General features: G+C 72.1%; 22 protein-coding genes. 2 read left to right on the plus strand and 20 right to left on the minus strand.

Translation table 11 applies throughout. From position 1 onward, the window contains the following. The 5 genes from ACU4ZT_RS09715 to ACU4ZT_RS09735 form a co-directional block, all read right to left on the minus strand. Positions 1 to 417: a cytochrome c oxidase subunit 4 gene (locus ACU4ZT_RS09715; RefSeq protein ID WP_063071140.1), complete on the minus strand. Its 417-nt coding sequence runs from the start codon at positions 415 to 417 to the stop codon at positions 1 to 3. A gap of 1 nt (position 418) precedes the next feature. Next, the gene (gene ctaD, locus ACU4ZT_RS09720) at positions 419 to 2,164 is read right to left on the minus strand and encodes an aa3-type cytochrome oxidase subunit I (RefSeq protein ID WP_175345470.1); all 1,746 of its coding nucleotides are present in this window, start codon (positions 2,162 to 2,164) and stop codon (positions 419 to 421) included. Between the two features lie 12 nt (positions 2,165 to 2,176). Next, positions 2,177 to 3,088: an aa3-type cytochrome oxidase subunit II gene (gene ctaC / locus ACU4ZT_RS09725; RefSeq protein ID WP_063071139.1), complete on the minus strand. Its 912-nt coding sequence runs from the start codon at positions 3,086 to 3,088 to the stop codon at positions 2,177 to 2,179. Between the two features lie 122 nt (positions 3,089 to 3,210). Beyond that, positions 3,211 to 3,573 (minus strand): iron-sulfur cluster insertion protein ErpA, encoded by a 363-nt coding sequence (gene erpA, locus ACU4ZT_RS09730; protein WP_414763428.1) that lies wholly within the window; start codon positions 3,571 to 3,573, stop codon positions 3,211 to 3,213. Between the two features lie 134 nt (positions 3,574 to 3,707). After that, a complete protein-coding gene (locus tag ACU4ZT_RS09735) occupies positions 3,708 to 5,129 on the minus strand; it encodes a dipeptidase (RefSeq protein ID WP_063071138.1) in 1,422 nt (473 codons plus the stop codon). 40 nt (positions 5,130 to 5,169) lie between these two features. On the opposite strand from ACU4ZT_RS09735, the gene ACU4ZT_RS09740 reads away from it, so the two are divergent. Then, the gene (locus ACU4ZT_RS09740) at positions 5,170 to 5,766 is read left to right on the plus strand and encodes a DUF3043 domain-containing protein (protein WP_445337081.1); all 597 of its coding nucleotides are present in this window, start codon (positions 5,170 to 5,172) and stop codon (positions 5,764 to 5,766) included. 52 nt (positions 5,767 to 5,818) lie between these two features. Here ACU4ZT_RS09740 and ACU4ZT_RS09745 read toward each other — a convergent pair whose 3' ends face one another. From ACU4ZT_RS09745 to hisD, 3 genes are all read right to left on the minus strand, one after another. Next, a complete protein-coding gene (locus ACU4ZT_RS09745) occupies positions 5,819 to 6,853 on the minus strand; it encodes a quinone-dependent dihydroorotate dehydrogenase (RefSeq protein ID WP_445337082.1) in 1,035 nt (344 codons plus the stop codon). 63 nt (positions 6,854 to 6,916) lie between these two features. Then, positions 6,917 to 7,390, minus strand: a complete 474-nt coding sequence (gene nrdR, locus ACU4ZT_RS09750) for a transcriptional regulator NrdR (RefSeq protein ID WP_445337083.1) — start codon at positions 7,388 to 7,390, stop codon at positions 6,917 to 6,919. A gap of 17 nt (positions 7,391 to 7,407) precedes the next feature. Then, complete coding sequence (gene hisD / locus ACU4ZT_RS09755; RefSeq protein ID WP_414748242.1) at positions 7,408 to 8,712, minus strand: histidinol dehydrogenase; 1,305 nt, start codon at positions 8,710 to 8,712, stop codon at positions 7,408 to 7,410. 61 nt (positions 8,713 to 8,773) lie between these two features. On the opposite strand from hisD, the gene ACU4ZT_RS09760 reads away from it, so the two are divergent. Beyond that, positions 8,774 to 9,289, plus strand: a complete 516-nt coding sequence (locus tag ACU4ZT_RS09760) for a flavin reductase family protein (protein ID WP_414747878.1) — start codon at positions 8,774 to 8,776, stop codon at positions 9,287 to 9,289. A 55-nt stretch (positions 9,290 to 9,344) separates the two neighbouring features. Here ACU4ZT_RS09760 and dnaE read toward each other — a convergent pair whose 3' ends face one another. The 12 genes from dnaE to murD form a co-directional block, all read right to left on the minus strand. After that, the gene (gene dnaE / locus ACU4ZT_RS09765) at positions 9,345 to 12,806 is read right to left on the minus strand and encodes a DNA polymerase III subunit alpha (protein WP_063071184.1); all 3,462 of its coding nucleotides are present in this window, start codon (positions 12,804 to 12,806) and stop codon (positions 9,345 to 9,347) included. Positions 12,807 to 12,933: 127 nt separating this feature from the next. After that, positions 12,934 to 13,851, minus strand: coding sequence for an RluA family pseudouridine synthase (locus ACU4ZT_RS09770; RefSeq protein ID WP_445337084.1), 918 nt, complete (start codon positions 13,849 to 13,851; stop codon positions 12,934 to 12,936). Positions 13,852 to 13,974: 123 nt separating this feature from the next. Beyond that, on the minus strand, positions 13,975 to 14,634 hold the full coding sequence (locus ACU4ZT_RS09775) for a DivIVA domain-containing protein (protein ID WP_063071131.1): 660 nt from the start codon (positions 14,632 to 14,634) through the stop codon (positions 13,975 to 13,977). Positions 14,635 to 14,772: 138 nt separating this feature from the next. Beyond that, positions 14,773 to 15,072, minus strand: a complete 300-nt coding sequence (locus ACU4ZT_RS09780; protein WP_063071130.1) for a YggT family protein — start codon at positions 15,070 to 15,072, stop codon at positions 14,773 to 14,775. A 67-nt stretch (positions 15,073 to 15,139) separates the two neighbouring features. Beyond that, positions 15,140 to 15,637 (minus strand): cell division protein SepF, encoded by a 498-nt coding sequence (locus tag ACU4ZT_RS09785; protein WP_445338652.1) that lies wholly within the window; start codon positions 15,635 to 15,637, stop codon positions 15,140 to 15,142. Positions 15,638 to 15,685: 48 nt separating this feature from the next. Then, a complete protein-coding gene (locus tag ACU4ZT_RS09790; RefSeq protein WP_081234899.1) occupies positions 15,686 to 16,417 on the minus strand; it encodes a YggS family pyridoxal phosphate-dependent enzyme in 732 nt (243 codons plus the stop codon). Continuing rightward, positions 16,414 to 17,553, minus strand: coding sequence for a cell division protein FtsZ (gene ftsZ / locus ACU4ZT_RS09795; protein WP_414747876.1), 1,140 nt, complete (start codon positions 17,551 to 17,553; stop codon positions 16,414 to 16,416). Before ftsZ ends, ACU4ZT_RS09790 begins: the two co-directional genes overlap by 4 nt. Positions 17,554 to 17,688: 135 nt before the next feature. Beyond that, on the minus strand, positions 17,689 to 19,068 hold the full coding sequence (locus tag ACU4ZT_RS09800) for a cell division protein FtsQ/DivIB (RefSeq protein WP_414763432.1): 1,380 nt from the start codon (positions 19,066 to 19,068) through the stop codon (positions 17,689 to 17,691). Next, positions 19,065 to 20,486 (minus strand): UDP-N-acetylmuramate--L-alanine ligase, encoded by a 1,422-nt coding sequence (gene murC, locus ACU4ZT_RS09805; protein ID WP_445337085.1) that lies wholly within the window; start codon positions 20,484 to 20,486, stop codon positions 19,065 to 19,067. Before murC ends, ACU4ZT_RS09800 begins: the two co-directional genes overlap by 4 nt. 47 nt (positions 20,487 to 20,533) lie before the next feature. Next, on the minus strand, positions 20,534 to 21,637 hold the full coding sequence (murG, locus tag ACU4ZT_RS09810) for an undecaprenyldiphospho-muramoylpentapeptide beta-N-acetylglucosaminyltransferase (protein WP_445337086.1): 1,104 nt from the start codon (positions 21,635 to 21,637) through the stop codon (positions 20,534 to 20,536). Further along, positions 21,634 to 22,923 carry a putative lipid II flippase FtsW gene (gene ftsW, locus ACU4ZT_RS09815; RefSeq protein ID WP_063072117.1) on the minus strand — a complete coding sequence of 430 codons (1,290 nt, stop codon included), beginning with the start codon at positions 22,921 to 22,923 and terminating at the stop codon, positions 21,634 to 21,636. The genes murG and ftsW overlap by 4 nt, the downstream gene beginning before the upstream one ends. Continuing rightward, positions 22,880 to 24,424: a UDP-N-acetylmuramoyl-L-alanine--D-glutamate ligase gene (gene murD / locus ACU4ZT_RS09820; RefSeq protein ID WP_270981732.1), complete on the minus strand. Its 1,545-nt coding sequence runs from the start codon at positions 24,422 to 24,424 to the stop codon at positions 22,880 to 22,882. The genes ftsW and murD overlap by 44 nt, the downstream gene beginning before the upstream one ends. Positions 24,425 to 24,426 lie beyond the last annotated feature (2 nt).

A 24,426-nucleotide genomic window follows, 5' to 3' on the forward strand; every position in this document is an offset into this window, starting at 1 on the left:
TCAGCGGGCGAAGTAGCCGCGGTAGTACTCGTAGGTCCAGCCCACGAGCGCGATGATCGCGAGCCCACCGCCGATGATCGCGATCCAGATGCCGACGGCGAGGCCGAGGAACACGGACGCCGCACCGGCCGCGAGGATCACCGGCCACCAGCTCCACGGGCTGAAGAAGCCGAGCTCCGGATCGCCGTCATCGACGTTGGCGTCGCTGCGGTCCTCCGGGAGCTCCCCGTTCTGCGCGGCGTAGAGCCGAGCCACGAAGAAGCCGATGAACGCGGCCAGGACGCCCGAGAGCGCGATGGCCAGCGTCCCGACCCACTCGACCGTGTTCTGGTCGATGAGGTGCCAGATCGTGTACGCGGCCGCCGCGAGGACGAAGAAGACCGCGAGGATGTAGAAGAGGTTCCTATTGGCGCGCACGTCACTTCACCTTGTCGCTGGAGATGTCGTAGGTCGCGGCATCCGGAGCGTCCTTGGCCGGCCCGATGCCGACGGGGATGCCGGCTTCCGGGTGGTTCAGGTCGAAGGCCGGGGCCTCGGAGCGGATGCGCGGGATGGACGTGAAGTTGTGCCGCGGCGGCGGGCAGGACGTGGCCCACTCGAGCGAGCGGCCGTAGCCCCACGGGTCGTTGACCGTCACGCGCGGCGCGGTGCGGGCCGTGATCCACACGTTCAGGAAGAACGGGATCATCGACAGCGCGAGGATGCCTGCGCCGATGGTCGACAGCTGGTTCATCCAGGTGAAGTCGTCCTCGGGCTGGTAGGTCGCGTACCGACGCGGCATTCCCATGACGCCCAACCAGTGCTGGATGAGGAACGTGGTGTGGAAGCCGATGAACAGCAGCCAGAAGTGGACCTTGCCGAGACGCTCGTTGAGCATCGTGCCCGTCCACTTGGGCCACCAGAAGTAGAAGCCGGAGAACATGGCGAACACGACGGTGCCGAAGACCACGTAGTGGAAGTGCGCGACGACGAAGTACGTGTCCGAGACGTGGAAGTCGAGCGGCGGCGACGCCAGGATCACGCCGGTGAGACCGCCGAACGTGAACGTGATGAGGAAGCCGATGGCCCACAGCATGGGCGTCTCGAACGTGACCGAGCCGCGCCACATCGTGCCGATCCAGTTGAAGATCTTCACGCCGGTGGGCACCGCGATGAGCATGGTCATGAGCGAGAAGAACGGCAGCAGTACGGATCCGGTGACGTACATGTGGTGCGCCCACACCGTGACCGAGAGGGCCGCGATGGAGATGGTGGCGTACACGAGCGTCTTGTACCCGAAGATCGGCTTGCGGCTGAAGACCGGGAATACCTCGGACACGATGCCGAAGAACGGCAGCGCGATGATGTACACCTCGGGGTGGCCGAAGAACCAGAACAGGTGCTGCCACAGGATGGCGCCGCCGTTGGCGGGGTCGTAGATGTGCGCGTCGAAGATCCGGTCGGCGCCGAGGCCGAACAGCGCGGCGGCGAGCACCGGGAACGCCATCAGCACGAGGATCGACGTCACCAGGATGTTCCACGTGAAGATGGGCATCCGGAACATGGTCATGCCGGGGGCGCGCATGGTGATGATGGTCGTCACGAAGTTGACCGCCCCGAGGATGGTGCCGAAGCCGCTGAGCGCGAGCCCCATCACCCACAGATTGCCTCCCAACCCCGGTGAGAAGGTCGTGCTCGACAGCGGCGCGTACGCGAACCATCCGAACGAGGCGGCACCGGCCGGGGTGAGGAAGCCGGCGACCGCGATGAGCGAGCCGAAGTTGAACAGCCAGTACGCGAACGCGTTGAGGCGCGGGAACGCGACGTCCGGGGCGCCGATCTGCAGCGGCATGAGCACGTTGGCGAAGCCGGCGAAGAGCGGCGTCGCGAACATGAGCAGCATGATCGTGCCGTGCATGGTGAAGAGCTGGTTGTACTGCTCCTTCGTCTCCACCACGTGCAGACCCGGCTCGAACAGCTGGGCGCGGATGACGAGCGCCATGACCCCGCCGAGGCAGAAGTAGAGGAACGAGGTGATCAGGTACAGGTACCCGATCGTCTTGTGGTCGGTGGAGGTGATCCAGTTGACCACGACGTTGCCCCGGCGTTCGGCCTTGCCGTTGCCGTCGAGGACCTTCGCCTGACCCGCGGGGATCGCGGTGGGACGGTTGAGGGTCGATGTCACGTTTCTGCTGCCCTACTCTTCGGACGACTCGGTGGTGGCCGGCACCTCGGTGCCGGGGAGGTTCTGCAGGCGGTCGTAGTCCTTGCCGAGGTCTCCTGCGAACCCGGCCGCCTTCTGCTTCTCGATGTAGGCGTTGTAGTCCTCGATGGACACGACCTTCACCTGGAACAGCATGAGGGAGTGGTACTCGCCGCAGAGCTCGGCGCAGTCGCCGTTGTAGGTGCCGATCCTCTGCGGGATGAACGACATGTAGTTCGTCTTGCCGGAGATGAGGTCCTTCTTGTAGAGGAAGTCCACCACCCAGAAGGAGTGCAGCGTGTCGCGCGTGTTGAGCTCCAGCTCGACCTTGGTGTTGACCGGCAGGTAGAGCGTGGGGAGCTTGGCCTTGTCGACGGCGCCCTGCGGGCCGTTCTCGGCCTCGACGGCCTGGACGCCCTGCTCGTAGGCGCCGCCCTCGAGGGTCTGGCCGGCCTCGGTCTGGCCGCCGAGGTAGTTGAAGTCCCACGCCCACTGCTTGCCGAAGACCTGGACCTTGACCTCGGGCTTGTCGAAGCGCGCCTCGATGGCGGCCTGGTCCTTGGCGGTGAAGGCGAAGAAGCCGAGCACGAGGATGAGGGGCACGATCGTGTAGAAGATCTCGATCGGCATGTTGTAGCGCATCTGCACCGGTAGGCCGGTCTGGCCCTTGCGGCGGCGGTAGACGACCGCTGCCCAGATGGTGAGGCCCCAGGTGAGCACGCCCACCGCGAGGAGGACGATCCAGGCCGTGACCCAGAGGCCGATGACCGAGTCGACGTGGTTCGTGGTGCCCGGCTCGGTGGGGAGGAAGCCCTGGAGCTGCTGCTGCGTGCACCCCGCGAGGAGTACCGAGATGCCTATGGCGACGGGGATCGTCAGCCAACGTTGACGGCGAGTGAAGCGCACGTGCAGACCCTTCGAAGAACCGGATGTGACGGGTTCCACCCTACGCGACAGGGAGCCGCCCGAAGGACGACTCCCTGCTCGAAGCCCGGTTTACCGGGCCGGATCGCTTACCGCTGCATGTGTCAGTGGAACGAGTCGCCGCAGGCGCACGAGCCGCCGGCGTTGGGGTTGTCGATGGTGAAGCCCTGCTTCTGGATGGTGTCCTCGAAGTCGATCGTCGCGCCGTCGAGGTAGGGGACGCTCATCTTGTCGACGATGACCTCAACGCCGTCGAAGTCGACCGTGGCGTCGCCGTCGAGCTCGCGCTCGTCGAAGTAGAGCTGGTAGATGAGGCCGGAGCAGCCGCCGGGCTGGACGGCGACGCGGAGGCGCAGGTCCTCGCGGCCCTCTTGCCGGAGCAGGCTCTTGACCTTGCTCGCGGCGGTGTCCGTGAGTCCGACGCGGTGGGCAGCCTGGGCGGCCTCGGTCAGCGTGGTGTCGGTCATGAGCACTCCTCGGGTGATGGGATCTGCGGTCGGGCGACTCCGGTGGAGTCTACGTCGTGCAACCGCGGGAGTCACCCGGGTGTTCCCGCCGTCCGGCGGGGATCCTCGACGGATCCCCGCGGTCGGCCGGCGGCTCAGCCGCGCCGGGCGATGCGGCTGAGGAGCACCGCCTCGCTGAGGATCGCGCGCCGCAGGACGCCCAGGTGCTGCGACTCGTTCGGGCTGTGCGCGCGGGTGTCGGGGTCCTCGACGCCGGTGACGAGGATCTGCGCGGACGGGAACGCCTCGACGAGGTCGGCGATGAACGGGATCGAGCCGCCGATGCCGGCCTGCACGGGTGCGCGGCCCCAGCCGGCGGTCATCGCGGCGGTCGCCTCGGCCATGGCCCATCCGGTCGTGTCGACGAGGAAGGGATCGCCCTGGTCGACGTCGCTGATCTCGACGTGCGCGCCGAAGGGACGGTGGGCCTGCATGTGCGCCTCGAGGGCGCGGTGCGCGTCGGCCGCGGTCTGGCCGGGCGCGATGCGCGCGCTGATCCGGACCGACACCTCCGGCAGCAGCGTGTTGCTCGCGTTCGCGACCGACGGGGCGTCGATGCCCGTCACCGTGATGGCGGGCTGCGCCCAGAGGCGGGTCAGGATCGGGCCCGTGCCCACCGGGGACACGCCCTCGAGCAGCGCGGCCTCCTCGGCGAGGCGGGCGTCGTCGTACTCGGGGGTGTCCATGTCCGCGGAGGAGAGGCCGGCGACGGCGACGGAGCCGTCGGCGTCCCAGAGCGAGTCGAGGAGGCGGACCGCGGCCATCATCGCGTCGGGGACGGCACCGCCGAACATGCCGGAGTGCGACGCGTGGTCGAGCGTGCGGACGGTGAGGCGGAACGTGACGTTGCCGCGGAGCGCGATGGTGATGGAGGGGGTGTCGACGTCCCAGTTGTCGCTGTCCGCGACGACGATGACGTCGGCGGCCAGCGCGTCGTGGTGCTTCGCGAGGAAGTCGGAGAAGGAGCGGGACCCGGCCTCCTCCTCCCCCTCGATGAAGACCGCGAGGCCGAGGTCGAGGTCGTCGCCCTCCGCCTCGACGAGGGCGCGGATCGCCGCGACGTGCGTCATGATGCCCGCCTTGTCGTCCGAGGCGCCGCGCCCGTGCAGGCGGTCGCCGCGCAGGGTCGGCTCGAACGGCGGAGTATCCCAGTGCTCGTCCGCCCCGGGCGGCTGCACGTCGTGGTGCGCGTAGAGGAGGACCGTGGGCTTCCCGTTCCGCGGCGCCCGGGTCGCGAGGACGGCCGGCTGCCCGTCGTCGCCGGACGGGGTCGCGGCACGGTGGACGGAGACGTCGTCGAAGACGCCGAGCCCGGCGAGCAGTCCCGCGACGGCGTCCGCGCTGGCGGCCACGTGGGTGGGGTCGAAGGCCGGCCAGGACACCGAGGGGATGCGCACGAGAGCGGAGAGGTCGGCCACCGTGGCGGGGAACCCGCCCGCGACAGCCGCGGCGAGCCGGTCGACGGCCTCCTGGTCCGGGGCGGTCACGGCGTCTGCGGAGGTGTCGGGAGGCGTCATGCAGGTAATCTTAGATTCACTCCAGGCAAGGACGAGAGACGTGGCGAAGCAGCAGACACCCGCAGAGACCCCCTCCGAGACGACCGCTCCGGCGGGCGCCGAGGGCCGGACGGCCGACGGGAAGAAGGGCCCCACCCCCACCCGCCGGGAGCGCGAGGCCGCGAACCTGCGTCCGCTCGTCCCCCAGGACCGCAAGCTCGCCGCTCAGCAGAGCAAGGAGAAGGCGCGCGAGGCGCGTGCCCGGGCCAACGCCGGCATGGCGGCGGGAGACGAGCGGTACCTGCCCGTCCGCGACAAGGGACCGCAGAAGCGCTACGCCCGCGACGTCGTCGACGCCCGCTGGAGCGTCGGCGAGCTGCTGCTGCCCGTGATGGGCGTCGTCGTCGTGCTGACCTTCGTGCTGCCGACCAACATGGCCACGATCCCCCTGCTGTCGATCTACGCGTTCGTGCTGGCGGCCATCGTCGACGCGTACCTCACCGGCCGCCGCGTGCGAGCCGCGATCACCGCGAGGGTCGGCGCGGACCGCGTCGAGCGCGGCATCCGCTGGTACACCGGCATGCGCACCATCCAGATGCGCCCGATGCGCCTGCCGAAGCCGCAGGTCAAGCGTCGCGAGAAGATCACGTTCGGCTGATCCGCCGTCCGCGGGAGGCGGCCGCCAGCGGCAGCTCCGCGGGAGGCGGCCGTCAGCGGCCGCGGCGGATCCGCGCGAGCCCGGCGTTGACCGATCGGGCCCAGAGCGGCCCGCGGTAGAGGAACGCCGTGTAGCCCTGCACGAGGGTGGCTCCCGCGTCGATGCGCGCCTGCACGTCCTCGGCCGTGTCGACCCCGCCGACCGAGATGATGCACGCATCGTCCGGCAGCACCCGGCGCAGGATCCCCAGCACCTCGAGCGCGCGCGAGGCCAGCGGCGCGCCGGACAGGCCGCCGGCCCCGGCCGCCGCGACGACGTCGGCATTCGTGCGGAGGCCCGCACGGGAGAGCGTGGTGTTCGTGGCGATGACGCCGGCCAGCCCCAGCTCCGTGGCGAGCCCGGCGATGCGCTCCACCTCGGCGTCCTGCAGGTCCGGGGCGATCTTCACGAGGACCGGCACGCCGTCGGCGGCGTCGCGGATGCTCGTGAGCAGCGGCCGGAGGAGCTCGACCTCCTGGAGCCCGCGGAGGCCGGGGGTGTTCGGCGAGCTGACGTTGACGGCGAGGTAGTCGGCGACGGGGGCGACCAGCCGCGTCGAACGCACGTAGTCCGCCACGGCGTCCTCGACCGCGACGGCGCGCGTCTTGCCGATGTTGACGCCGATGACGGGCCGGTCGCGCCGCGCGCGGAGGCGGCGGAGGCGGTCGGCGAGGGCGGCCGCTCCCCCGTTGTTGAACCCCATCCGGTTGATCACGGCGCGGTCCTCGATGAGGCGGAACAGGCGCGGCCGCGGGTTGCCCGGCTGCGCCAGGGCGGTGACCGTGCCGACCTCGACGTGGCCGAAGCCGAGCTGGCCCAGGCCGAGCACGGCCAGCGCGTCCTTGTCGAAGCCCGCGGCGACCCCGAACGGCGAGGGGAAGCGGAGCCCGAGGGCGTCCACCGCGAGTGACGGATCCGGTGCGGTCAGCCGCCGGGCGATCCAGCCGAAGCCGGACGGCGGGAGGAGGGCGATGGCCGTGGACGCGAGGTGGTGCGCGTCCTCCGGGTCCATGCGCGACAGGACCGTGCGGAAGAGGAGGGGATACATCGGCACCAGGCTAGCGGGTGCGGACGCGCACCCCGGCCGAGCGCTCCGGCGCGCGGAGCGCGATCAGAGGGCGTCGGAGTCGGCCGACGCGGCGTGGGCGACGCGGAGCTGCGCGATGGCCGACTCGAAGTCGTCGAGCGAGTCGAAGCCCTGGTAGACGCTGGCGAAGCGCAGGTACGCGACCTCGTCGAGCTCGCGGAGCGGCGGCAGGATGCTGAGGCCGATGTCGTTCGCCTCGATCTGCGAGGCGCCGGTGGCCCGGATCGCCTCCTCCACGCGCTGCGCGAGGACCGCGAGGTCGGTATCGGTGACGGGCCGGCCCTGGCAGGCCTTCCGCACGCCGGTGACGATCTTCTCCCGGCTGAACGGCTCGACCACGCCGTTGCGCTTGATCACGCTGAGGCTCGCGGTCTCCGTGGTGCTGAAGCGGCGGCCGCACTCGGGGCACTGCCGACGCCGGCGGATCGACAGCCCGTCGTCGCTCGTGCGGGAGTCGACGACGCGGGAGTCGGGGTGGCGGCAGAAGGGGCAGAACATCGTGTGCCCAGGATACGTCAGCCCCGGAGGCGGGCTGTCACCGCGTCGCCGTGGGCCGGGAGGTCCTCGGCGCGGCTCAGCGCGACGATCATCGGCTCGGCCTCGCGCAGCGCATCCGCGTCGTAGCGCACGACCTGCTGCGGGCGCAGGAACGTGTAGGCGCCGAGGCCCGAGCCGAACCGCGCCTGGCCGCCGGTGGGGAGCACGTGGTTGGAGCCGGCGAGGTAGTCGCCGAGGCTCACGGGCGAGTGCGGGCCAAGGAAGATCGCCCCGGCGCTGTGGAGGTGCGGGAGCAGCGCATCCGGGTCAGCGGTCTGGACGGAGAGGTGCTCGGGGCCGTACGCGTCGCTGTAGCGCGCCGCGGTCGCGAGGTCGTCGACCACGAGGATCGCCGACTGCGGACCGGTGAGCGCCTGGACGACGCGGGCGGAGTGCGCGGTCGTGGCGGCCAGCGCCTCGACCTCCGCGTCCACCGCCCGGGCGAGCTCGGGCGAATCGGTGACGAGGACGGACGCGGCCATCTCGTCGTGCTCCGCCTGGCTCACCAGGTCGGCGGCCACGAGCCGGGCGTCCGCGTGCGCGTCGGCGATGACGAGGATCTCGGTGGTGCCGGCCTCCGAGTCGATGCCGGTGACGCCGCGCACGACGCGCTTGGCGGCTGCGACGTAGATGTTGCCGGGCCCGGTGACGACGTCGACGGGCTCGAGGCCGATGTCGGCGACGCCGTGCGCGAAGGCGCCGATGGCCCCGGCGCCGCCCATCGCGTAGACCTCGTCGACGCCGAGGAGCCCGGCGGCGCCGAGGATCGCGGGGTGCACGGATCCGCCGTGCGCTGCCTGCGCGGGCGAGGCCAGCGCGATGCTCGCGACGCCGGCGACCTGCGCGGCGACGACGTTCATCACGACGCTCGACGGATAGGCGGCCTTGCCGCCCGGGGCATAGAGGCCGACCCGGCGGACCGGCTGCCAGCGCTGCACGATCGTCCCGCCGGGCACGACCGTGGTCGTGGTCTCCGGCGGGACCTGCGCGGCGGACCCGAGGCGCACGCGGCGGATGGCCTCCTCGAGGGCGGCCCGGACGTCGGGATCGAGGCCGTCGACGGCCGCGGCGATCGCCTCGGCGGGCACGCGCAGCGCGTCGGGGCGGACCCGGTCGAGCCGCTCCGCCTGGTCGAGGAGGGCGGCGCTCCCCCGGGTGCGGACGTCCTCGACGAGCTCGCGCGCCACGTCGAGCGCGACGGCGACGTCGGTGACCGGACGCGGGAGGAGGTCGAGCAGGTCGGCGGTGCTGGGCGTGGTGCCGCGGAGGTCCTGGATGCGCATCATGACTCCGGAAGTCTACCGAGCGGGCGCCGGGCGGTTCGGGCGGCTAGCGTCTCCAGGCATGGACGCGCACCCCGCCACCACGCTCTCCGAGGCCCCGGGCCAGGCCGCCTTCCGCGCCGCGTTCCGGCGCCATGCCGCGGGCGTCGCGGTCGTCACGACGCGCGATGCCCAGGGTTCCCCCGTCGGCTTCACGGCGACATCGCTCGCCTCCGTGTCGGCCGATCCGCCGCTCGCGAGCTTCAGCCTCGCGCGCACGGCATCGAGCGCCGCCGCGATCGGGACCGCCGAGCACGTCGCGATCCACGTGCTCGGCGCGCGCGACCGGCCCCTCGCGGAGCGCCTCAGCGGCCCCGCTGCCGAGCGCTTCGCGGGCGACCACTGGTCCTCCGGCCCGCACGGCCTGCCGGTGCTCGACGGCGGCACCGCCCTGCTCGTCGCCCGCATCGTGGAGCGCGTGCACGTCCACGACGCGATCGTCGTGGTCGTGCGCATCGAGGACGGCGGCGCGGGCGTCGAGGACGAGCCGCTCGTCTACCACGCGCGGCGCTACCTGCGCCCCGGCGCCGACGCCTGAGAGGCCGCCGCCCGAGAGGACGCCGTCCGAGGTCCCGAGGCGCCCGGGCCGCGGATCAGCCCAGGCAGTTCGGCCCGAGCAGCGACTTGAGCTCGCCGTAGAGGTCGGCGCTCACCGTGACCGGGTACGGGATCTCGAAGACGCGCCCGTTGTCGCCCTTCACGAGCTGCAGACGCACCTCGGTGTCGCCCGAGTGCCGGATCAGCACGTCGTTGAGGCCCATGACCGTCTCGGTCGTCGCCCGGTTCTCCGCCAGGCTGATGAGCAGCGGACCGGAGCCGAGGCTCTGCCCGAGGTCGGGCTGGAACATCGAGAACGCGTGGATGTTCATGCCGTCGTCGCGCGTGGACACACGGCCGCGGATCACCACGACGGTGTCGCTCTGCAGCGCTGGAGCGAACTCCTGGTACGCCTTGCCCATGAACATGCAGGTGATCTCGCCGCCGAAGTCCTCCAGCTGCACCATGCCGTACTGGTTGCCGGAGTTGCGCGCCGTGCGGTGCTGCACGCTCGTGAGCAGGCCCGCCAGCGTGACCGTCTCGCCGTCCATCGACGCGTCGGTCGCGAGCAGCTCGGCGATGCCCGTGGAGGCGAGCTTCGCCAGCGGGATCTCGAGCCCCGCGAGCGGGTGGTCGGACACGTAGAGCCCGAGCATCTCGCGCTCGAACGCGAGCTTGTCGCGCTTCGCCCACTCCGGCCGCTCCGGCACCTTGCGCGCGTGCTGCGGCTCGTCCCAGAGGCTGTCGAAGTCGAAGCCGACCTGGCCGTTCATCGCGGCGCGCTTGTCGCTCACGGACGCGTCGATCATGCCCTCGTGCACCTCGAGCAGCGCCCGGCGCGTGTCACCCAGCGAGTCGAACGCGCCGGCCTTGATGAGCGACTCCACGGTGCGCTTGTTCGCCACGGGGAGCGGCACCTTCTTGAGGAAGTCGTCGAACGACTCGAACGCGCCCTGCTCGGTGCGGGCGCCGCGGAGCGCCTCCACCACGTTGGCGCCGACGTTGCGCACGGCGCCCAGGCCGAAGCGGATGTCGGCGCCGGCGGCCGCGAAGAAGCCGATGGACTCGTTGACGTCCGGCGGCAGCACCTTGATCCCCATGCGGCGGCACTCGTTGAGGTACAGCGCCATCTTGTCCTTGGAGTCGCCGACGCTCGTGAGGAGCGCCGCCATGTACTCGGCCGGGTAGTGCGCCTTGAGGTACGCGGTCCAGTAGGAGACGACGCCGTAGGCCGCCGAGTGCGCCTTGTTGAACGCGTAGTCGGAGAACGGCAGCAGGATGTCCCACAGCGCCTTCACCGCGGCCATCGAGTACCCGTTGTCGACCATGCCCTGCGAGAACCCGGCGAACTGCTTGTCGAGCTCCGACTTCTTCTTCTTGCCCATGGCGCGGCGGAGGAGGTCGGCCTGCGCGAGCGTGAAGCCGGCGAGCTTCTGCGCGACCGACATCACCTGCTCCTGGTACACGATGAGGCCGTGCGTGGTGCCGAGCACCTCGCGGAGCGGCTCCTCGAGCTCCGGGTGGATGGGGGTGATCTCCTGCAGACCGTTCTTCCGCAGCGCGTAGTTCGTGTGGGAGTTCGCGCCCATGGGGCCCGGTCGGTACAGCGCGATGACGGCCGAGATGTCCTCGAAGTTGTCCGGCTTCATCATGCGCAGCAGCGAGCGCATGGGGCCGCCGTCGAGCTGGAAGACGCCGAGCGTGTCGCCCCGGGCCAGGAGGTCGTACGCGCCCTGATCGTCGAGGCCCAGGTCCTCGAGCACGAGCTTCTCGCCGCGGTTCGACTCGATGTTGTTCAGCGCGTCGTCGATGATCGTGAGGTTGCGCAGCCCCAGGAAGTCCATCTTGATGAGGCCGAGGGACTCGCACGCGGGGTAGTCGAACTGCGTGACGATCTGGCCGTCCTGCTCCCGCTTCATGATCGGGATGATGTCGATGAGCGGCTCGCTCGACATGATGACGCCGGCCGCGTGCACGCCCCACTGGCGCTTGAGGTTCTCGATGCCCTGCGCCGTCTCGAAGACCTTCTGCGCCTCCGGGTCCATCGCGAGCACCTCGCGGAAGTCGCCGGCCTCGCGGTAGCGCGGGTGGTCGGTGTCGAGGATGCCCGACAGCGGGATGTCCTTGCCCATGATCGCGGGCGGCATGGCCTTCGTGAGCTTGTCGCCCATGGAGAACGGGTAGCCGAGCACGCGACTGGAGTCCTTGAGCGCCTGCTTGGCCTTGATGGTGCCGTACGTGACGATCTGCGCGACGCGCTCGTCGCCGTACTTGTCGGTCACGTACCGGATGACCTCGCCGCGGCGACGGTCGTCAAAGTCGACGTCGAAGTCGGGCATGGAGACGCGGTCCGGGTTCAGGAACCGCTCGAAGAGGAGGCCGTGCTCCAGCGGGTCGAGGTCGGTGATGCCCATGGCGTACGCGACCATGGAGCCTGCGCCGGATCCACGGCCGGGGCCCACGCGGATCCCGTTCTCCTTCGACCAGTTGATGAAGTCCGCGACGACGAGGAAGTAGCCCGGGAAGCCCATCTGCGCGATGACGCCGACCTCGTAGTCGGCGCGCTTGCGCACGTCGTCCGAGAAGCCGCGCGGGTAGCGCCGGACGAGGCCGCGCTCGACCTCCTTCACGAACCAGGTCTGCTCGCTCTCGCCCTCGGGCACCGGGTAGCGCGGCATGTAGTTGGCGGACTCGTTGAACTGCACGTCGCAGCGCTCCGCGATGAGCAGCGTGTTGTCGCACGCCTCCTCGTGGTCGCGGAAGAGGTGCCGCATCTGCTGTGCGGTCTTCAGGTAGAACTCGTCGGCGTCGAACTTGAAGCGGTTCGGGTCGTCGAGGGTGGTGCCGGACTGCACGCACAGGAGAGCGGCGTGGCTCGTCGCGTCGTGCTCGTGCGTGTAGTGCAGGTCGTTCGTGGCGACGAGCGGGAGGTCGAGGTCCTTCGCGAGGCGGAGGAGGTCGCTCATGATGCGGCGCTCGATGCCGAGCCCGTGGTCCATGATCTCGCAGAAGTAGTTGCCCGCCCCGAAGATGTCGCGGTAGTCGCTCGCGGCCTTCACGGCCTCGTCGTACTGGCCGAGCCGCAGGCGCGTCTGGACCTCGCCCGACGGGCAGCCGGTGGTGGCGATGAGGCCCTTCGCGTACGTGCTGAGGAGCTCGCGGTCCATGCGGGGCTTGAAGTAGTAGCCCTCGAGGGAAGCGCGCGACGACAGCCGGAAGAGGTTGTGCATGCCCTCCGTGGTCTCGGCGAGCATCGTGAGGTGCGTGTAGGCGCCGGATCCGGAGACGTCGTCGCGGCCGCCGTCGCCCCAGCGCACGCGTGTGCGATCTCCGCGGTGCGTGCCCGGCGTGATGTACGCCTCCGTGCCGATGATGGGCTTCACGCCCGCGTTCTTCGCCTGCTTCCAGAAGTCGAAGGCGCCGAACACGTTGCCGTGGTCCGTGATGGCGACGGCGGGCATCTTCTGCTCCACGGCGGCCTGGACGAGCGGTCCCACGCGGGCCGCCCCGTCGAGCATCGAGTACTCGCTGTGGACGTGGAGGTGGACGAACGAGTCGTTGCGGGGCACGGGTCTCTTCTACTCATGGATGGGCGGTGGGGCCATCATAGGCAGGCCCCCGGAGGCGCCTCGGGCGTGTCGGGCGTCAGTCGCGGAGGACCTCGAGGGCGTGCCGCAGGTCGGCCGGGTACGTGCTCGAGAAGGACGCGCGGTCGCCCGTGGCGGGGTGCGTGATCTCCAGCCGCATCGCGTGCAACCACTGCCGCCCGAGGCCGAGCTGCGCCGAGAGCACGGGGTCGGCGCCGTACATCGCGTCGCCGACGCAGGGGTGGCGCTGCGCGGCCATGTGCACGCGGATCTGGTGGGTGCGGCCGGTCTCGAGGTGCACCTCGAGTAGGGCCGCCCGGCGGAACGCCTCGAGCGTCTCGTAGTGGGTGACCGACGACTTGCCGTCGGCCGTGACCGCGAACTTCCAGTCGCTGCGCGGGTGGCGGCCGATGGGGGCGTCGATGGTGCCCGCCAGCGGATCCGGGTGCCCCTGGACGACCGCGTGGTAGATCTTCTCAACCTCGCGGTCGTGGAACTGGCGCTTGAGCTCGGTGTACGCGCGCTCGGTCTTGGCAACGACCATCAGCCCGCTCGTGCCCGCGTCGAGCCGGTGCACGATGCCCTGCCGCTCCTCGGCGCCGGAGGTGCTGAGGCGGAACCCGGCCGCGGCCAGGGCGCCGAGGACGGTGGGCCCGGTCCAGCCGACGCTCGGGTGGGCCGCGACGCCGACGGGCTTGTCGACCACGACGAGGTCGTCGTCGTCGTGCACGATGCCGAGGTCGGGCACCGCGAGCGGGACGACCGACGGCTCCCGCTTCGGCTGCCAGCTGACGGCGAGCATGGACCCGCCCACGAGGCGATCGGACTTGCCGGCCTCGCGGCCGTCCTGGGTGACGCCGCCCGCCTCCGCGACCTCGGCGGCGAAGCTGCGGGAGAAGCCGAGGAGGCGGGCGAGGCCCGCGTCGACGCGCTGCCCGTCGAGGCCGTCGGGGACGGGAATGGTGCGGTGCTCCATCGGGTGGTGCCTCTTCCGGTGCGGGGACGACGGGCCGCGCGAACGACGACGGCGACGCGGGACCCTCGTGGCTCGTGCGAGCCGGGTCCCGCGCCGCCGTCGGGCGCGCGGGTGGTGCGGGTGCTAGTTGCCCGAGTAGCCGGGGAACGAGGCGGTGGCGGGCGCCTCGGTCGATCCGGCGGCGTCCAGCTCGCGGAGCTGGCCCTCGATGTAGCCCTTGAGCTTCGTGCGGTACTCGCGCTCGAAGGTGCGGAGCTCGTCGATGCGGCCCTCGAGGACCTGGCGCTCCTTCTCCAGCACGGCGGTCTTGGAGCGCTGCTCGGCCTCGGCCTCGGCGGCGATGCGGGCGGCGGTGGCGTGCGCCTCGGCGACGAGCGCGTCGCGCTTCTCGACGCCCTCGCGGACGTGCTCCTCGTGCAGCTTGCGGGCCAGCTTGAGCAGGCTGCTCGTGCTCGACGTCTCGTCGTCCTCGTCCGCGGGGGCGGCGACGGGCGCCGACACGACGACGGGAGCCGGCTCGGGCTCGGGGGTGGGCTCCGGCTCGACGACGACGGGCGCCTGCTCGACCGCGGCGGGAGCGGGGGTCTCGATGGCCGTGGTGGCGGCGGGGGCGGACTCGCCGGAGGAGAGGCGCTGGCGCAGCTCCTCGTTCTCCTGGTGGAGGCGTCGCAGCTCGACGACCACCTCGTCGAGGAAGTCGTCCACCTCGTCCTGGTCGTATCCCTCGCGGAACTTGGTCGGCTGGAAACGCTTGTTGACGACGTCTTCAGGAGTGAGAGCCATGGCCTGCCACCTCTTTTGTGCGTAGAGCGGGGTCCGCGGGCGCGGACGGGGATTCGGGACAACGTGCGCCTCAACGCTACCAGCGGATCGCCCGGGTCCGGGGACTCGGGCCGCGATCCGCGGACGGAGGGGCGGCGCCTACCCGATGAAGCCGCGCGCGACGTTGAACAGGATGATGGCGACCAGCATCGTGATCATCCAGCCGAAGTCGAGCGCCACCGGACCGAGGCGCAGGGGCGGGATGAGCCGGCGCACGAAGCCGATGGGCGGGTCGGTCACCGTGTAGGACGCCTCGGCGACGATGAGCATCGCGCCGCGCGGACGCCACTCCCGCGAGAGCGACTGCACGAGGTCGAGGACGAAGCGCCCCCACATGCAGATGATGAACGCCAGGAGGGCGAACCACACGACGGTGGCGACGAGGGAGACGATGATCACGGAGACAAGTATGGCGGGCGTCGATGGGAGGTCCCGTCGACGCCCGCCAGAGCGGTGCTGGAGCGGATCAGCGTCCGAAGAAGGAGGCCTCGACCTCGGCCTCGGTGGCGGACTGCTCGCCGGAGACGGCGACGTGCGACGGCGAGAGCAGGAACACCTTGCTCGTGACGCGCTCGATCTTGCCGTACAGGCCGATGGAGAGGCCGCTCGCGAAGTCGATGAGGCGGCGCGCGTCGTCGTCCGTCATCTGCGACAGGTTGATGATGACCGGCACGCCCTCGCGGAAGTTCTCGGCGATGACCTGCGCGTCCTTGTAGGCCTTGGGGTGGACGGTGAGGATCTCGTTCATTTCAGCCGGCGCCGCATTCCTTGTGATGGTCGAGGGCTTGTGCAGGGGGGTCACGGGTGCGCGCTTCGCCTGCTGCTGCTCGCGCTGCTGCGGGGCGGGCGCCGGCGCGGGGACGGCCTGCACGGGCGACTGCTGCTGCGTGGGCTGCTGCTGGTAGTCGAGCTCCTCGTCGGCGAGTCCCAGGTACACCATGGTCTTGCGAAGTGGGTTGGCCATCATTCCTCTTTCCGTTTCGGCCTGACGAACCGGACCGCACCTCCGACATTAAGGGCGGTCGGGTCGCTTTCCCGTGATTGCCGACCCGATCCGTAGGTGTGTCGCGCCCTCGAGCAGCGCCTCGCGCAGGTCGCCGGACATGCCCGCGGAGATGGCGCGGGCGTCGGGCAGGATGCGCCGCACGTCGTCCGAGATGCCGCGGAGCCGGGCGAACGCGCGGCGGGGCTCGCCGTCGTCGGGCGCGACCGCCATGACCCCGAGCACCCGGATGCCGGCCGCGGCCGCGGCGTGCTCCGCGAGGGCCTCCGCCTCGGCGGGCGGGACGCCTCCCCGGGCCGGGTCGTCCGTGAGGTTGACCTGGAGGAAGACGCGGGTCCCCTCCTCCTCGGATGCCAGCGCGTCCACGAGGGAGGGACGGTCGACGGAGTGGATCACGGAGGCGTACCGCCGCACCTGGCGCGCCTTCTTGCCCTGGAGCTGCCCGACGAAGTGCCAGGCGACGTCGCGCCCCGCGAGCTCGGCGGCCTTGCCCTGCGCCTCCTGGTGCCGGCTCTCGCCGAGATCGCGCACGCCGAGGTCGACGAGGGCGCTGAGGAGCGACACGGGCTGGAACTTGGTGACGACGATCGTGGTCACCTCGGCCGGATCGCGGTCCGCCTCGCGGACGGCGTCGGCGACCTGCGCGCGCACGGACGCCCACCGCTCGGCGAGGCCGGGGTGGGCCTCGCCGGGGTGGGCGTCCGACGCGTGCGCGCCGCCGGTCAGCGGAGCGTCGCTCACTTCAGGAAGTCGGGGATGTCCAGGTCGTCGCCGTCGTCCTCGAACGTCGGGTCGCTCGCCGGGACGGCCGCGACGGGCGCCTCGGCCTGCGGGCGCGACGGCGCGGACTCGACGGCCTCGGGGACGGTGACCGCTCCCCCGCCGGCGGCGACGAATCCGCTGCGGCGGTTCTCGACCTTGGCCGACGGCTCGCCGCCGTCGAAGCCCGCGGCGATGACGGTGACGCGCACCTCGTCGCCGAGGGTGTCGTCGATGACCGCGCCGAAGATGATGTTCGCCTCCGGGTGCACGGCCTCCTGCACGAGCTTGGCCGCGTCGTTGATCTCGAAGATGCCGAGGTTCGACCCGCCCTGGATGGAGAGCAGCACGCCGTGCGCGCCCTCGATGCTGGCCTCGAGCAGGGGCGACGCCACCGCGAGCTCGGCCGCCTTGATCGACCGGTCGGCGCCGCGCGACGAGCCGATGCCCATGAGCGCGGATCCGGCGCCCTGCATGACCGACTTCACGTCGGCGAAGTCGAGGTTGATGAGACCGGGGGTGGTGATGAGGTCGGTGATGCCCTGGACGCCGGCGAGGAGCACCTGGTCGGCGGTGGCGAAGGCCTCGAGCATGCTGATGCCGCGGTCGCTGATCTCCAGGAGGCGGTCGTTCGGGACGACGATGAGCGTGTCGACCTCGTTCTTCAGCGTCGCGACGCCGAGCTCCGCCTGCGCGGAGCGGCGCTTGCCCTCGAAGCCGAACGGCTTCGTGACGACGCCGATGGTGAGCGCGCCGATCGACTTCGCGATGCGGGCCACGACGGGCGCGCCGCCGGTGCCGGTGCCGCCGCCCTCGCCCGCGGTGACGAAGACCATGTCGGCGCCCGCGAGGGCCTCCTCGATCTCCTCCGCATGGTCCTCGGCGGCGCGTCGGCCGACCTCGGGGTCGGCGCCGGCGCCGAGGCCGCGCGTGATCTCGCGTCCGACGTCGAGCTTCACGTCCGCGTCGCTCATGAGCAGGGCCTGCGCGTCGGTGTTGATCGCGATGAACTCCACGCCCCGCAGACCGAGCTCGATCATGCGGTTCACGGCGTTGACGCCGCCACCGCCGATGCCGACGACCTTGATGACGGCGAGGTAGTTCTGGTTGTTCGACACGACGGGCCTCCGCTAGAACCTTCGACCTCCGGTGGAGGCTTAGAGTTTACTCAGTATGCATTTCCTGATCCCGACGTTAGGGGGCGTGGGGCGGGTGCGGCGACCGGCGCGCCGCGTGTCGCCACACCCGGTCGCTCAGGGACCCGCGACGGGCGCGTCGGGCGCCGAGACGTCGTAGGAGCCGACGTCGCCGCGGGCCTTCACGAGGGCCTGCAGCACCTGCGCCTTCTCCGTCGAGCGCTCCCCGCTCCCCCACAGCACCTTCTTGCCGCTGCGGAGCACGAGCATCACGTCGTCGGTCGTGTTGGCCTGGATGCTGTCGACCTGCGGCAGGAAGTCGGCGGGCAGCGCGACGAGCACCGCCGTCGCGGCTCGGAAGCGCGGGCTGGACAGGCCGGCGCTCGGCAGGTCGATGAGGGGGTAGCCGTCCGGACGCGCGGTGGCGCGCTCGATGGTGACACCCGCGGGGTCGACGAGGTCGAATCCCGCGCCCGACTGGATCACGGCGACGGGCGTGCGCTCGACGATGCGGATCACGAGGGTCGACGGCGGCCGGCTCTCCGTGCTGTAGCTGCGGATGAGCGGGAAGGCGCGCAGCTCGTCGCCCACCCGTCCGAGGTCGACGAGAGGCAGGGGCGTGCCGACCTGGTCGGCGAGGGCGGCCTGGATGCTGTCCGGCGCGACGCGGTCGGCGCCCTCGACCTCGACGGTCCGCAGGGCGAGGAGCGGCGAGTAGACGGCGATGCCGACGACGATCGCGAGGACGAGGAACGCGCCGAGCGCGCCGAGGAGACCGGCGCGGCGACGCCGCGTGCGCTGCGTGAAGCGGCGGACCTCCTGGCGCTCGTAGCGCTGGCGCTCGCGGCGGGCGCGGCGGAGCTGGCGACGCGCCTCGGCGTCTCCCGTGGTCGCGCTGGCCGGACGCGCGGGCCGGTGGGCGCGGGGCGTCGGCTCGGCGTCGCCCTCCCCGCGGGTGCGGCGGCGGAGCGGCTTCGCGGCCCGGGATCCGGCGGCCTCGGCGGCACCGCGCGCCCGTCGGCCGAGGCGTCCGGCGATGCCGCCCGCACGGGAGGCGGCCGGCTCCCGACCGGTGCTCGGCGTGGGAGGCGCGCTGACGGGCGCCTCCGCCAGGTGCGGGAGGACGATCGGCTCGGTGTCGGGTTCGTCGTCGTCGCGCCACGGGGCGGAGGGGCGCCCGGCCGAGGGAGGCGTGGCGGCCGAGCGCGCGGGCGTGCCTGTGCCGGGGCGGGCGTCGGTCCGCGGCGCGGCGGGCGCCGTGACAGGGCGCGGCGGGACCGGGCGCGGCGCGGTCGGGCGCTGGGCCGTCGGGCGCTGCGGGGCCGGCGCGGACGGACGGGCCGGGTCGGACGCGGGGTCGGGAGAGGCGGATGCGGGCGGGGAGGCCGGGCGGGAGCCGCGTCGGCGCGACGCCGGTGCCCCGGCGCCGGCCGCAGGCGCGTCGGGCGCGGGCGGACGCGGGACCCGGGGCCGGTCGAAGCCCTCGGGCCGCTTCACTCGAGCGGCCGGGGGGACGCGGCGGGCTCGGTCGGGCGCGCCAGCGCGTCGACCACCTGCGGGATGATCCGGTACACGTCGCCGCAGCTGAGCGTCACGACGAGGTCGCCGTCCCGCGCGATCTCCGCGACGCGGTCGGCGGCCTCCTGCCAGTCGGGCAGGTAGTCGACGCGGGCGGCGTCCGCGAACCGCTCCGTCACGAGCGCACCGGTGACGCCGGGGATCGGGTCCTCGCGTGCGCCGAAGACGTCGAGCACGATGGTGTGGTCGGCGAGCTCCTCGTAGACGCGCGCGAAGTCGCCCGCCATCAGCTGCGTGCGGCTGTAGAGGTGCGGCTGGTGCACGGCGATGATGCGGCCCGCCCCGACGACGGTCCGCGCGGCGGAGAGCGCGGCGCGCACCTCGGTCGGGTGGTGCGCGTAGTCGTCGTAGACGCTCACGCCACGGACCTCCGCGTGCAGCTCGAAGCGACGGCCGGTGCCGGAGAAGCCGGCGAGGCCCGCGATCGCGTCGTCGGGATCCACGCCGAGGCCGACGAGCACGGCGTACGCGCCGGCCGCGTTGATCGCGTTGTGGCGGCCGGGGACGCGGAGCGCGGCGCGGCGGGACACGCCCTCGTGGGTGATCGTGAAGGCGACGGGGCCGTCGGTGACGATGTCGGAGATCCGGACGTCGGCGTCCGGGTCCTCGCCGAACGTGACGATGCGGCCCTCGATGCGGGCGGTGACGCGCCGCGCGCCCGGGTCGTCGCTGGAGATCACGACGAGCTCCGACGCCGCGCTCGCGAACCGGACGAAGGCGTCGTCGAACGCCTCGTGCGAGCCGTAGTGGTCGAGGTGGTCGGCGTCGACGTTGGTGATGAGCGCGACGGCCGTGTCGTAGAGGAGGAAGGAGCCGTCGGACTCGTCGGCCTCGACGACGAAGAGCTCCTCGGATCCGGGGGCGCTGGAGACGCCGAGCCCGCCGATCACGCCGCCGTTCACGAACGAGGGGTCGCGGCCGGCCTCGAGCAGCGCCGTGACGATCATGCCGGTGGACGTGGTCTTGCCGTGCGCGCCCGCGACCGCGACGAGGCGCTGGCCGCTGATGAGCCAGGCGAGCGCCTGCGAGCGGTGCAGGATCGGCAGGCCGCGCTCCTTCGCGAGCACGTACTCGGGGTTGTCCTGCCAGAGCGCGCCCGTGACGACGAGCGCCTCGGCGTCGCCCACGTGCGCGGCGTCGTGGCCGACGTGGATCTCGGCGCCGAGCTCGCGGAGCGCCTGCACGGCGTCGGAGTCGCGCGAGTCGGATCCGGTGACGCGGTGGCCCGCGGCGAGGAACAGGCGCGCGATGCCGCTCATGCCGGACCCGCCGATGCCCACGAAGTGGACGCGGCCGAGCTCGGTCGGGATGTCCATGGTCAGGTCGGGTGCGATCACGTGCGGTCTCCTCGGGAGGGTGGGAAGCGGGGCGGGCGGCGGCGCGGTCAGCGCGGGGAGGCGACCCGGGACGGGCGGCCGTCGGCGGAGTCGCGCACGAGGTCGGCCATGCGGGCGGCGCCGTCGCGGCCGCCCACGGACGCGGCGGCCTCGGACATGCGCGCGAGCGCCGCCGGATCGGACAGGAGCGGGAGCACGTGCGCGAGCACCCAGTCGGGCGTGAAGTCGGCGTCGTCCACGACGATGCCGCCGCCCGCCGCGACGACGCCGCGGACGTTGACCGCCTGCTCGCCGTTGCCGACCGGGTACGGCACGTAGACCGCGGGGAGGCCCACGGCCGTGAGCTCCGAGAGCGCGCCGGCGCCCGCGCGCGAGACGACGAGGTCGGCCGCGGCGATGGCGAGCTCCATCCGGTCGGAGTAGCCGACCACGTGGTAGCGCTCGACCCCCGGGTCGGTGAACTCCTGCGCGCCGCCGACGATGTGCAGGATCTGCGCACCGGTCGCCGTGATGCGCTCGGCCACCTGCACCACCGTCCGGTTGAGGCTGCGGGCGCCCGTGGATCCGCCGGTGACGAGGAGCGTCGGCCGGTCGGCGTCGAGGCCGAGCTCGGCGCGCGCGGCGTCGCGGACGGCGGCCCGGTCGAGGGTGGCGATCTCGCGCCGGAGCGGCATGCCGACGACCTGCGCGCGCGGTCCGAGCGCGGTGCCCGGGAACGTGATGCCGACGGCGGTGGCCACGCGGGCGCCCAGGCGGTTGGCGAGGCCGGGCGACGCGTTCGCCTCGTGCACGACGACGGGGACGCGGGAGCGACGCGCGGCGAGGTACGCGGGCGCGGCCGCGTAGCCGCCGAAGCCCACGACCACGTCGACGCCGCGCTCGGCGATCATGCGGCGGATCTGCCCGACGGCGCGCGCGAACGCGGGCGCGAAGGCGACGGCGGCCCGGTCCGCCCGGCGCGGGAAGGGCAGCCGGGCGATGGTGAGCAGCTCGTAGCCGCGGGCCGGGACGAGGCGCGCCTCGAGGCCCTCGCGCGTGCCGAGCACGAGGATCGTCGACTCCGGCTCGCGCGCCCGCAGCTCGTCGGCGACCGCGAGCAGCGGGTTGACGTGCCCCGCGGTGCCGCCGCCGGCCAGCAGGTAGACCGTCACGAGCGCATGCCGATCACGGCCGGGATGACGTCCGGCGACTCCTCCGTCGTGGGCCTCCGGGCGAAGCCGAGCACGATGCCCATCGCGACGAGCGTCGTCACGAGCGACGATCCACCCGACGACACGAACGGCAGGGGCACGCCGAGCACCGGGAGCAGGTTCAGCACCACGCCGATGTTCACGAAGGCCTGCACGATGATCCAGGTCATGACGGCGCCAGTGGCGACGCGCGCGAACGTGTCGGTGTTCGCGCGGATCACGCGGATGAACCCGATGGCGAGCACCACGAACAGGAGGATGACGACGATCGCGCCGATGAGGCCGAGCTCCTCGCCGATGATGGCGAAGATGTAGTCGTTGTCGGCCTCGGGCAGCCACATCCACTTGGCCTTCGAGTTGCCGAGCCCCACGCCGAAGACGCCGCCCGCGGCCAGCGCGTACAGGCCGTGCGTGGACTGCCAGCAGCCGCCCGCGTAGTCGCACTGGCCGGTGAGGAACTCGGTGACGCGGCGCATGCGGCTGTCGCTGATGACGGTCATGAGCACCGCGAGCACGGAGCCGATCGTGAGCATGAGCGTGAGCTTGCCCATCGGGATCCCCGCGAAGAACAGGGCTCCCAGCACGATGCTCGCCATGATGATGACCGTCCCGAGGTCGCCGCCGAGCGCGACGAGGCCCACGGCCCCGCCCGCGACCGGGAGCACGGGGATGAGGATGTGCGGCCACGTGCGCAGCAGGTGGCGCTTCCTCGACAGGATGAAGCCCAGCCAGATGACGAGCCCCACCTTGATGAGCTCGGCGGGCTGGAACGTGGTGCCGGCGATGCGGATCCAGCCGACGTTCTCGCCGACCTTCACGCCCATGGGGCCGAACACGAGCAGCTGCACGGCGGACGCGGCCAGCAGCAGGACCCACGCCCAGCGCTTCCAGAACATGGGCGGCACGAGCGAGACGAGCAGCATGAGCGGCACCCCGATGAGCGCGAACATGCCCTGCTTGAGGAAGATGCCGAAGAAGCCGCCGCCGGCGACGAAGGAGTCGATGCTCGACGACGACAGCACCATCACGAGGCCGAAGACCACGAGGAAGAGCGTCGTGCCGAGCAGGAGGAAGTAGGCGCCGCTCTCCGCGTGGAAGGCGCGGCCGAGGCTGATCCGCGCGGCGAGCCCGCGGCGCTGCGTGCCCTCCTGCGCGTCGTCGGCGGGTGCGGACGGGGTGCGCGGGCCGCGGGGGCCCGACGCGTCAGCCGCGCGAGGGGTCCGCGTCGTTCTCGGGGGCAGTGTCATCCGCCGCACCTCCCAGGTGGTGGTCGACCGCGGCGCGGAATCGGCGCCCGCGGTCGGCGTAGTCGGTGAATTGGTCCATGGATGCCGCCGCCGGGGCCAGCAGGACGGTGTCGCCCTGCTCTGCCACGCCCGCCGCGAGCCGCACCGCGGCCCGCATGACGTCCCCAGTGTCGCTCTCGGCCACCTCGAGGACCGTCACGTCGGGCGCGTGTCGCGCGAATGCCGCGAGCACCTCGGCGCGTTCGGCGCCGATCACCACGGCGGCGCGCAGCCGGGCGGCGTGGGCGCGGATCAGCTCGTCGAGCTCGACGCCCTTGAGCAGGCCGCCGACGACCCAGACCACCGACGGGAAGGCGGCGAGCGACGCGGACGCCGCGTGCGGGTTCGTCGCCTTGGAGTCGTCGACGAACGCGACGCCGTCCCGCTCCCCGACGCGCTCGATCCGGTGGCTGTCGAGCTCGAAGCGCTGCAGGGCCTGGCGCACGACCGCGGGCGAGACGCCGTAGGAGCGCGCGAGCGCGGCCGCCGCGAGGATGTTCTGCACGATGTGCGGCGCGGCCAGGCCCACCGCGCGCAGCTCGTCGAGCGTGGTCAGCTCGAGCGCGCTCGTGAAGCGCTCCTCGAGGAACGCGCGGTCGCAGAGGATCCCGTCGACGATGCCGAGGTCGCTCGGGCCGGGCGCGTCGAGGCCGAAGCCGATGGCGCGCGCGCCGTCCTGCACGTCGGCGTCGCGGAGCGCATCCTCGGTGGCGCGGTCGGCGCGGTTGTAGACGCAGGCGACCCGCGTGTCCGCGTAGACCCGGCCCTTCGCGGCGGCGTACGCCTGCCGGGATCCGTGCCACTCGAGGTGGTCGTCGGCCAGGTTGAGGAACGCGCTCGCGTACGGGCGCACCTCGCGCATGTAGTGCAGCTGGTGGCTGGACAGCTCCACCACGAGCACGTCGAAGCCGTCCGGGTGGCGCACGACGTCGAGCACGGGCAGGCCGATGTTGCCGCACGGGACCGCGCGCACGCCGCCCTCCTGCAGGAGCGCGGCGGTGAGCTGCGTGGTCGTGGTCTTGCCGTTGGTGCCGGTGATGGTGATCCACTCGGCGGGCGTCCCGGTCTTGTCGCGCACGCGCCAGGCCAGCTCGATGTCGCCCCACAGCGGGATGCCCGCCTCGAGCGCCCATGCGGGCAGCGGATGGGTGGGCGCGTAGCCGGGCGAGACGACGACGAGCTCGGGCGCGAACTCCGCGAGCTCCGCGGGGACGGGCTCCTCCTCGGTCGGCCGCACGAGGCGCCCGCCGATGACCTCGAGCAGCGCCAGGCGCTCGGGCGACGCGTCGGAGGCGACCACGAGCACGTCCGCGCCGAGCTCCACGAGGGTGTCCGCGACCGAGAAGCCCGTGCGGCCGAGACCGAGGACGGCGACGCGGAGGCCGCTCCAGTCGTCGTGCCAGCTGTGCAGGGAGTCGGGGCGCGTGAGCGCCGGATCGTCGTCGAGGGGAGCGTCCGTCATCT

The organism is Clavibacter davisi (genome assembly GCF_052751415.1).

Excerpts from the sequence above, each read along its gene's own strand:
- erpA (WP_414763428.1), bottom strand. The coding sequence starts at position 3,573 with ATGACCGACACCACGCTGACCGAGGCCGCCCAGGCTGCCCACCGCGTC.
- ACU4ZT_RS09735 (WP_063071138.1), bottom strand. The coding sequence starts at position 5,129 with ATGACGCCTCCCGACACCTCCGCAGACGCCGTGACCGCCCCGGACCAG.
- ACU4ZT_RS09745 (WP_445337082.1), bottom strand. The coding sequence starts at position 6,853 with ATGTATCCCCTCCTCTTCCGCACGGTCCTGTCGCGCATGGACCCGGAG.
- nrdR (WP_445337083.1), bottom strand. The coding sequence starts at position 7,390 with ATGTTCTGCCCCTTCTGCCGCCACCCCGACTCCCGCGTCGTCGACTCC.
- hisD (WP_414748242.1), bottom strand. The coding sequence starts at position 8,712 with ATGCGCATCCAGGACCTCCGCGGCACCACGCCCAGCACCGCCGACCTG.
- ACU4ZT_RS09760 (WP_414747878.1), top strand. The coding sequence starts at position 8,774 with ATGGACGCGCACCCCGCCACCACGCTCTCCGAGGCCCCGGGCCAGGCC.
- dnaE (WP_063071184.1), bottom strand. The coding sequence starts at position 12,806 with ATGCTCGACGGGGCGGCCCGCGTGGGACCGCTCGTCCAGGCCGCCGTG.
- ACU4ZT_RS09770 (WP_445337084.1), bottom strand. The coding sequence starts at position 13,851 with ATGGAGCACCGCACCATTCCCGTCCCCGACGGCCTCGACGGGCAGCGC.
- ACU4ZT_RS09775 (WP_063071131.1), bottom strand. The coding sequence starts at position 14,634 with ATGGCTCTCACTCCTGAAGACGTCGTCAACAAGCGTTTCCAGCCGACC.
- ACU4ZT_RS09785 (WP_445338652.1), bottom strand. The coding sequence starts at position 15,637 with ATGGCCAACCCACTTCGCAAGACCATGGTGTACCTGGGACTCGCCGAC.
- ftsW (WP_063072117.1), bottom strand. The coding sequence starts at position 22,923 with ATGACACTGCCCCCGAGAACGACGCGGACCCCTCGCGCGGCTGACGCG.
- murD (WP_270981732.1), bottom strand. The coding sequence starts at position 24,424 with ATGACGGACGCTCCCCTCGACGACGATCCGGCGCTCACGCGCCCCGAC.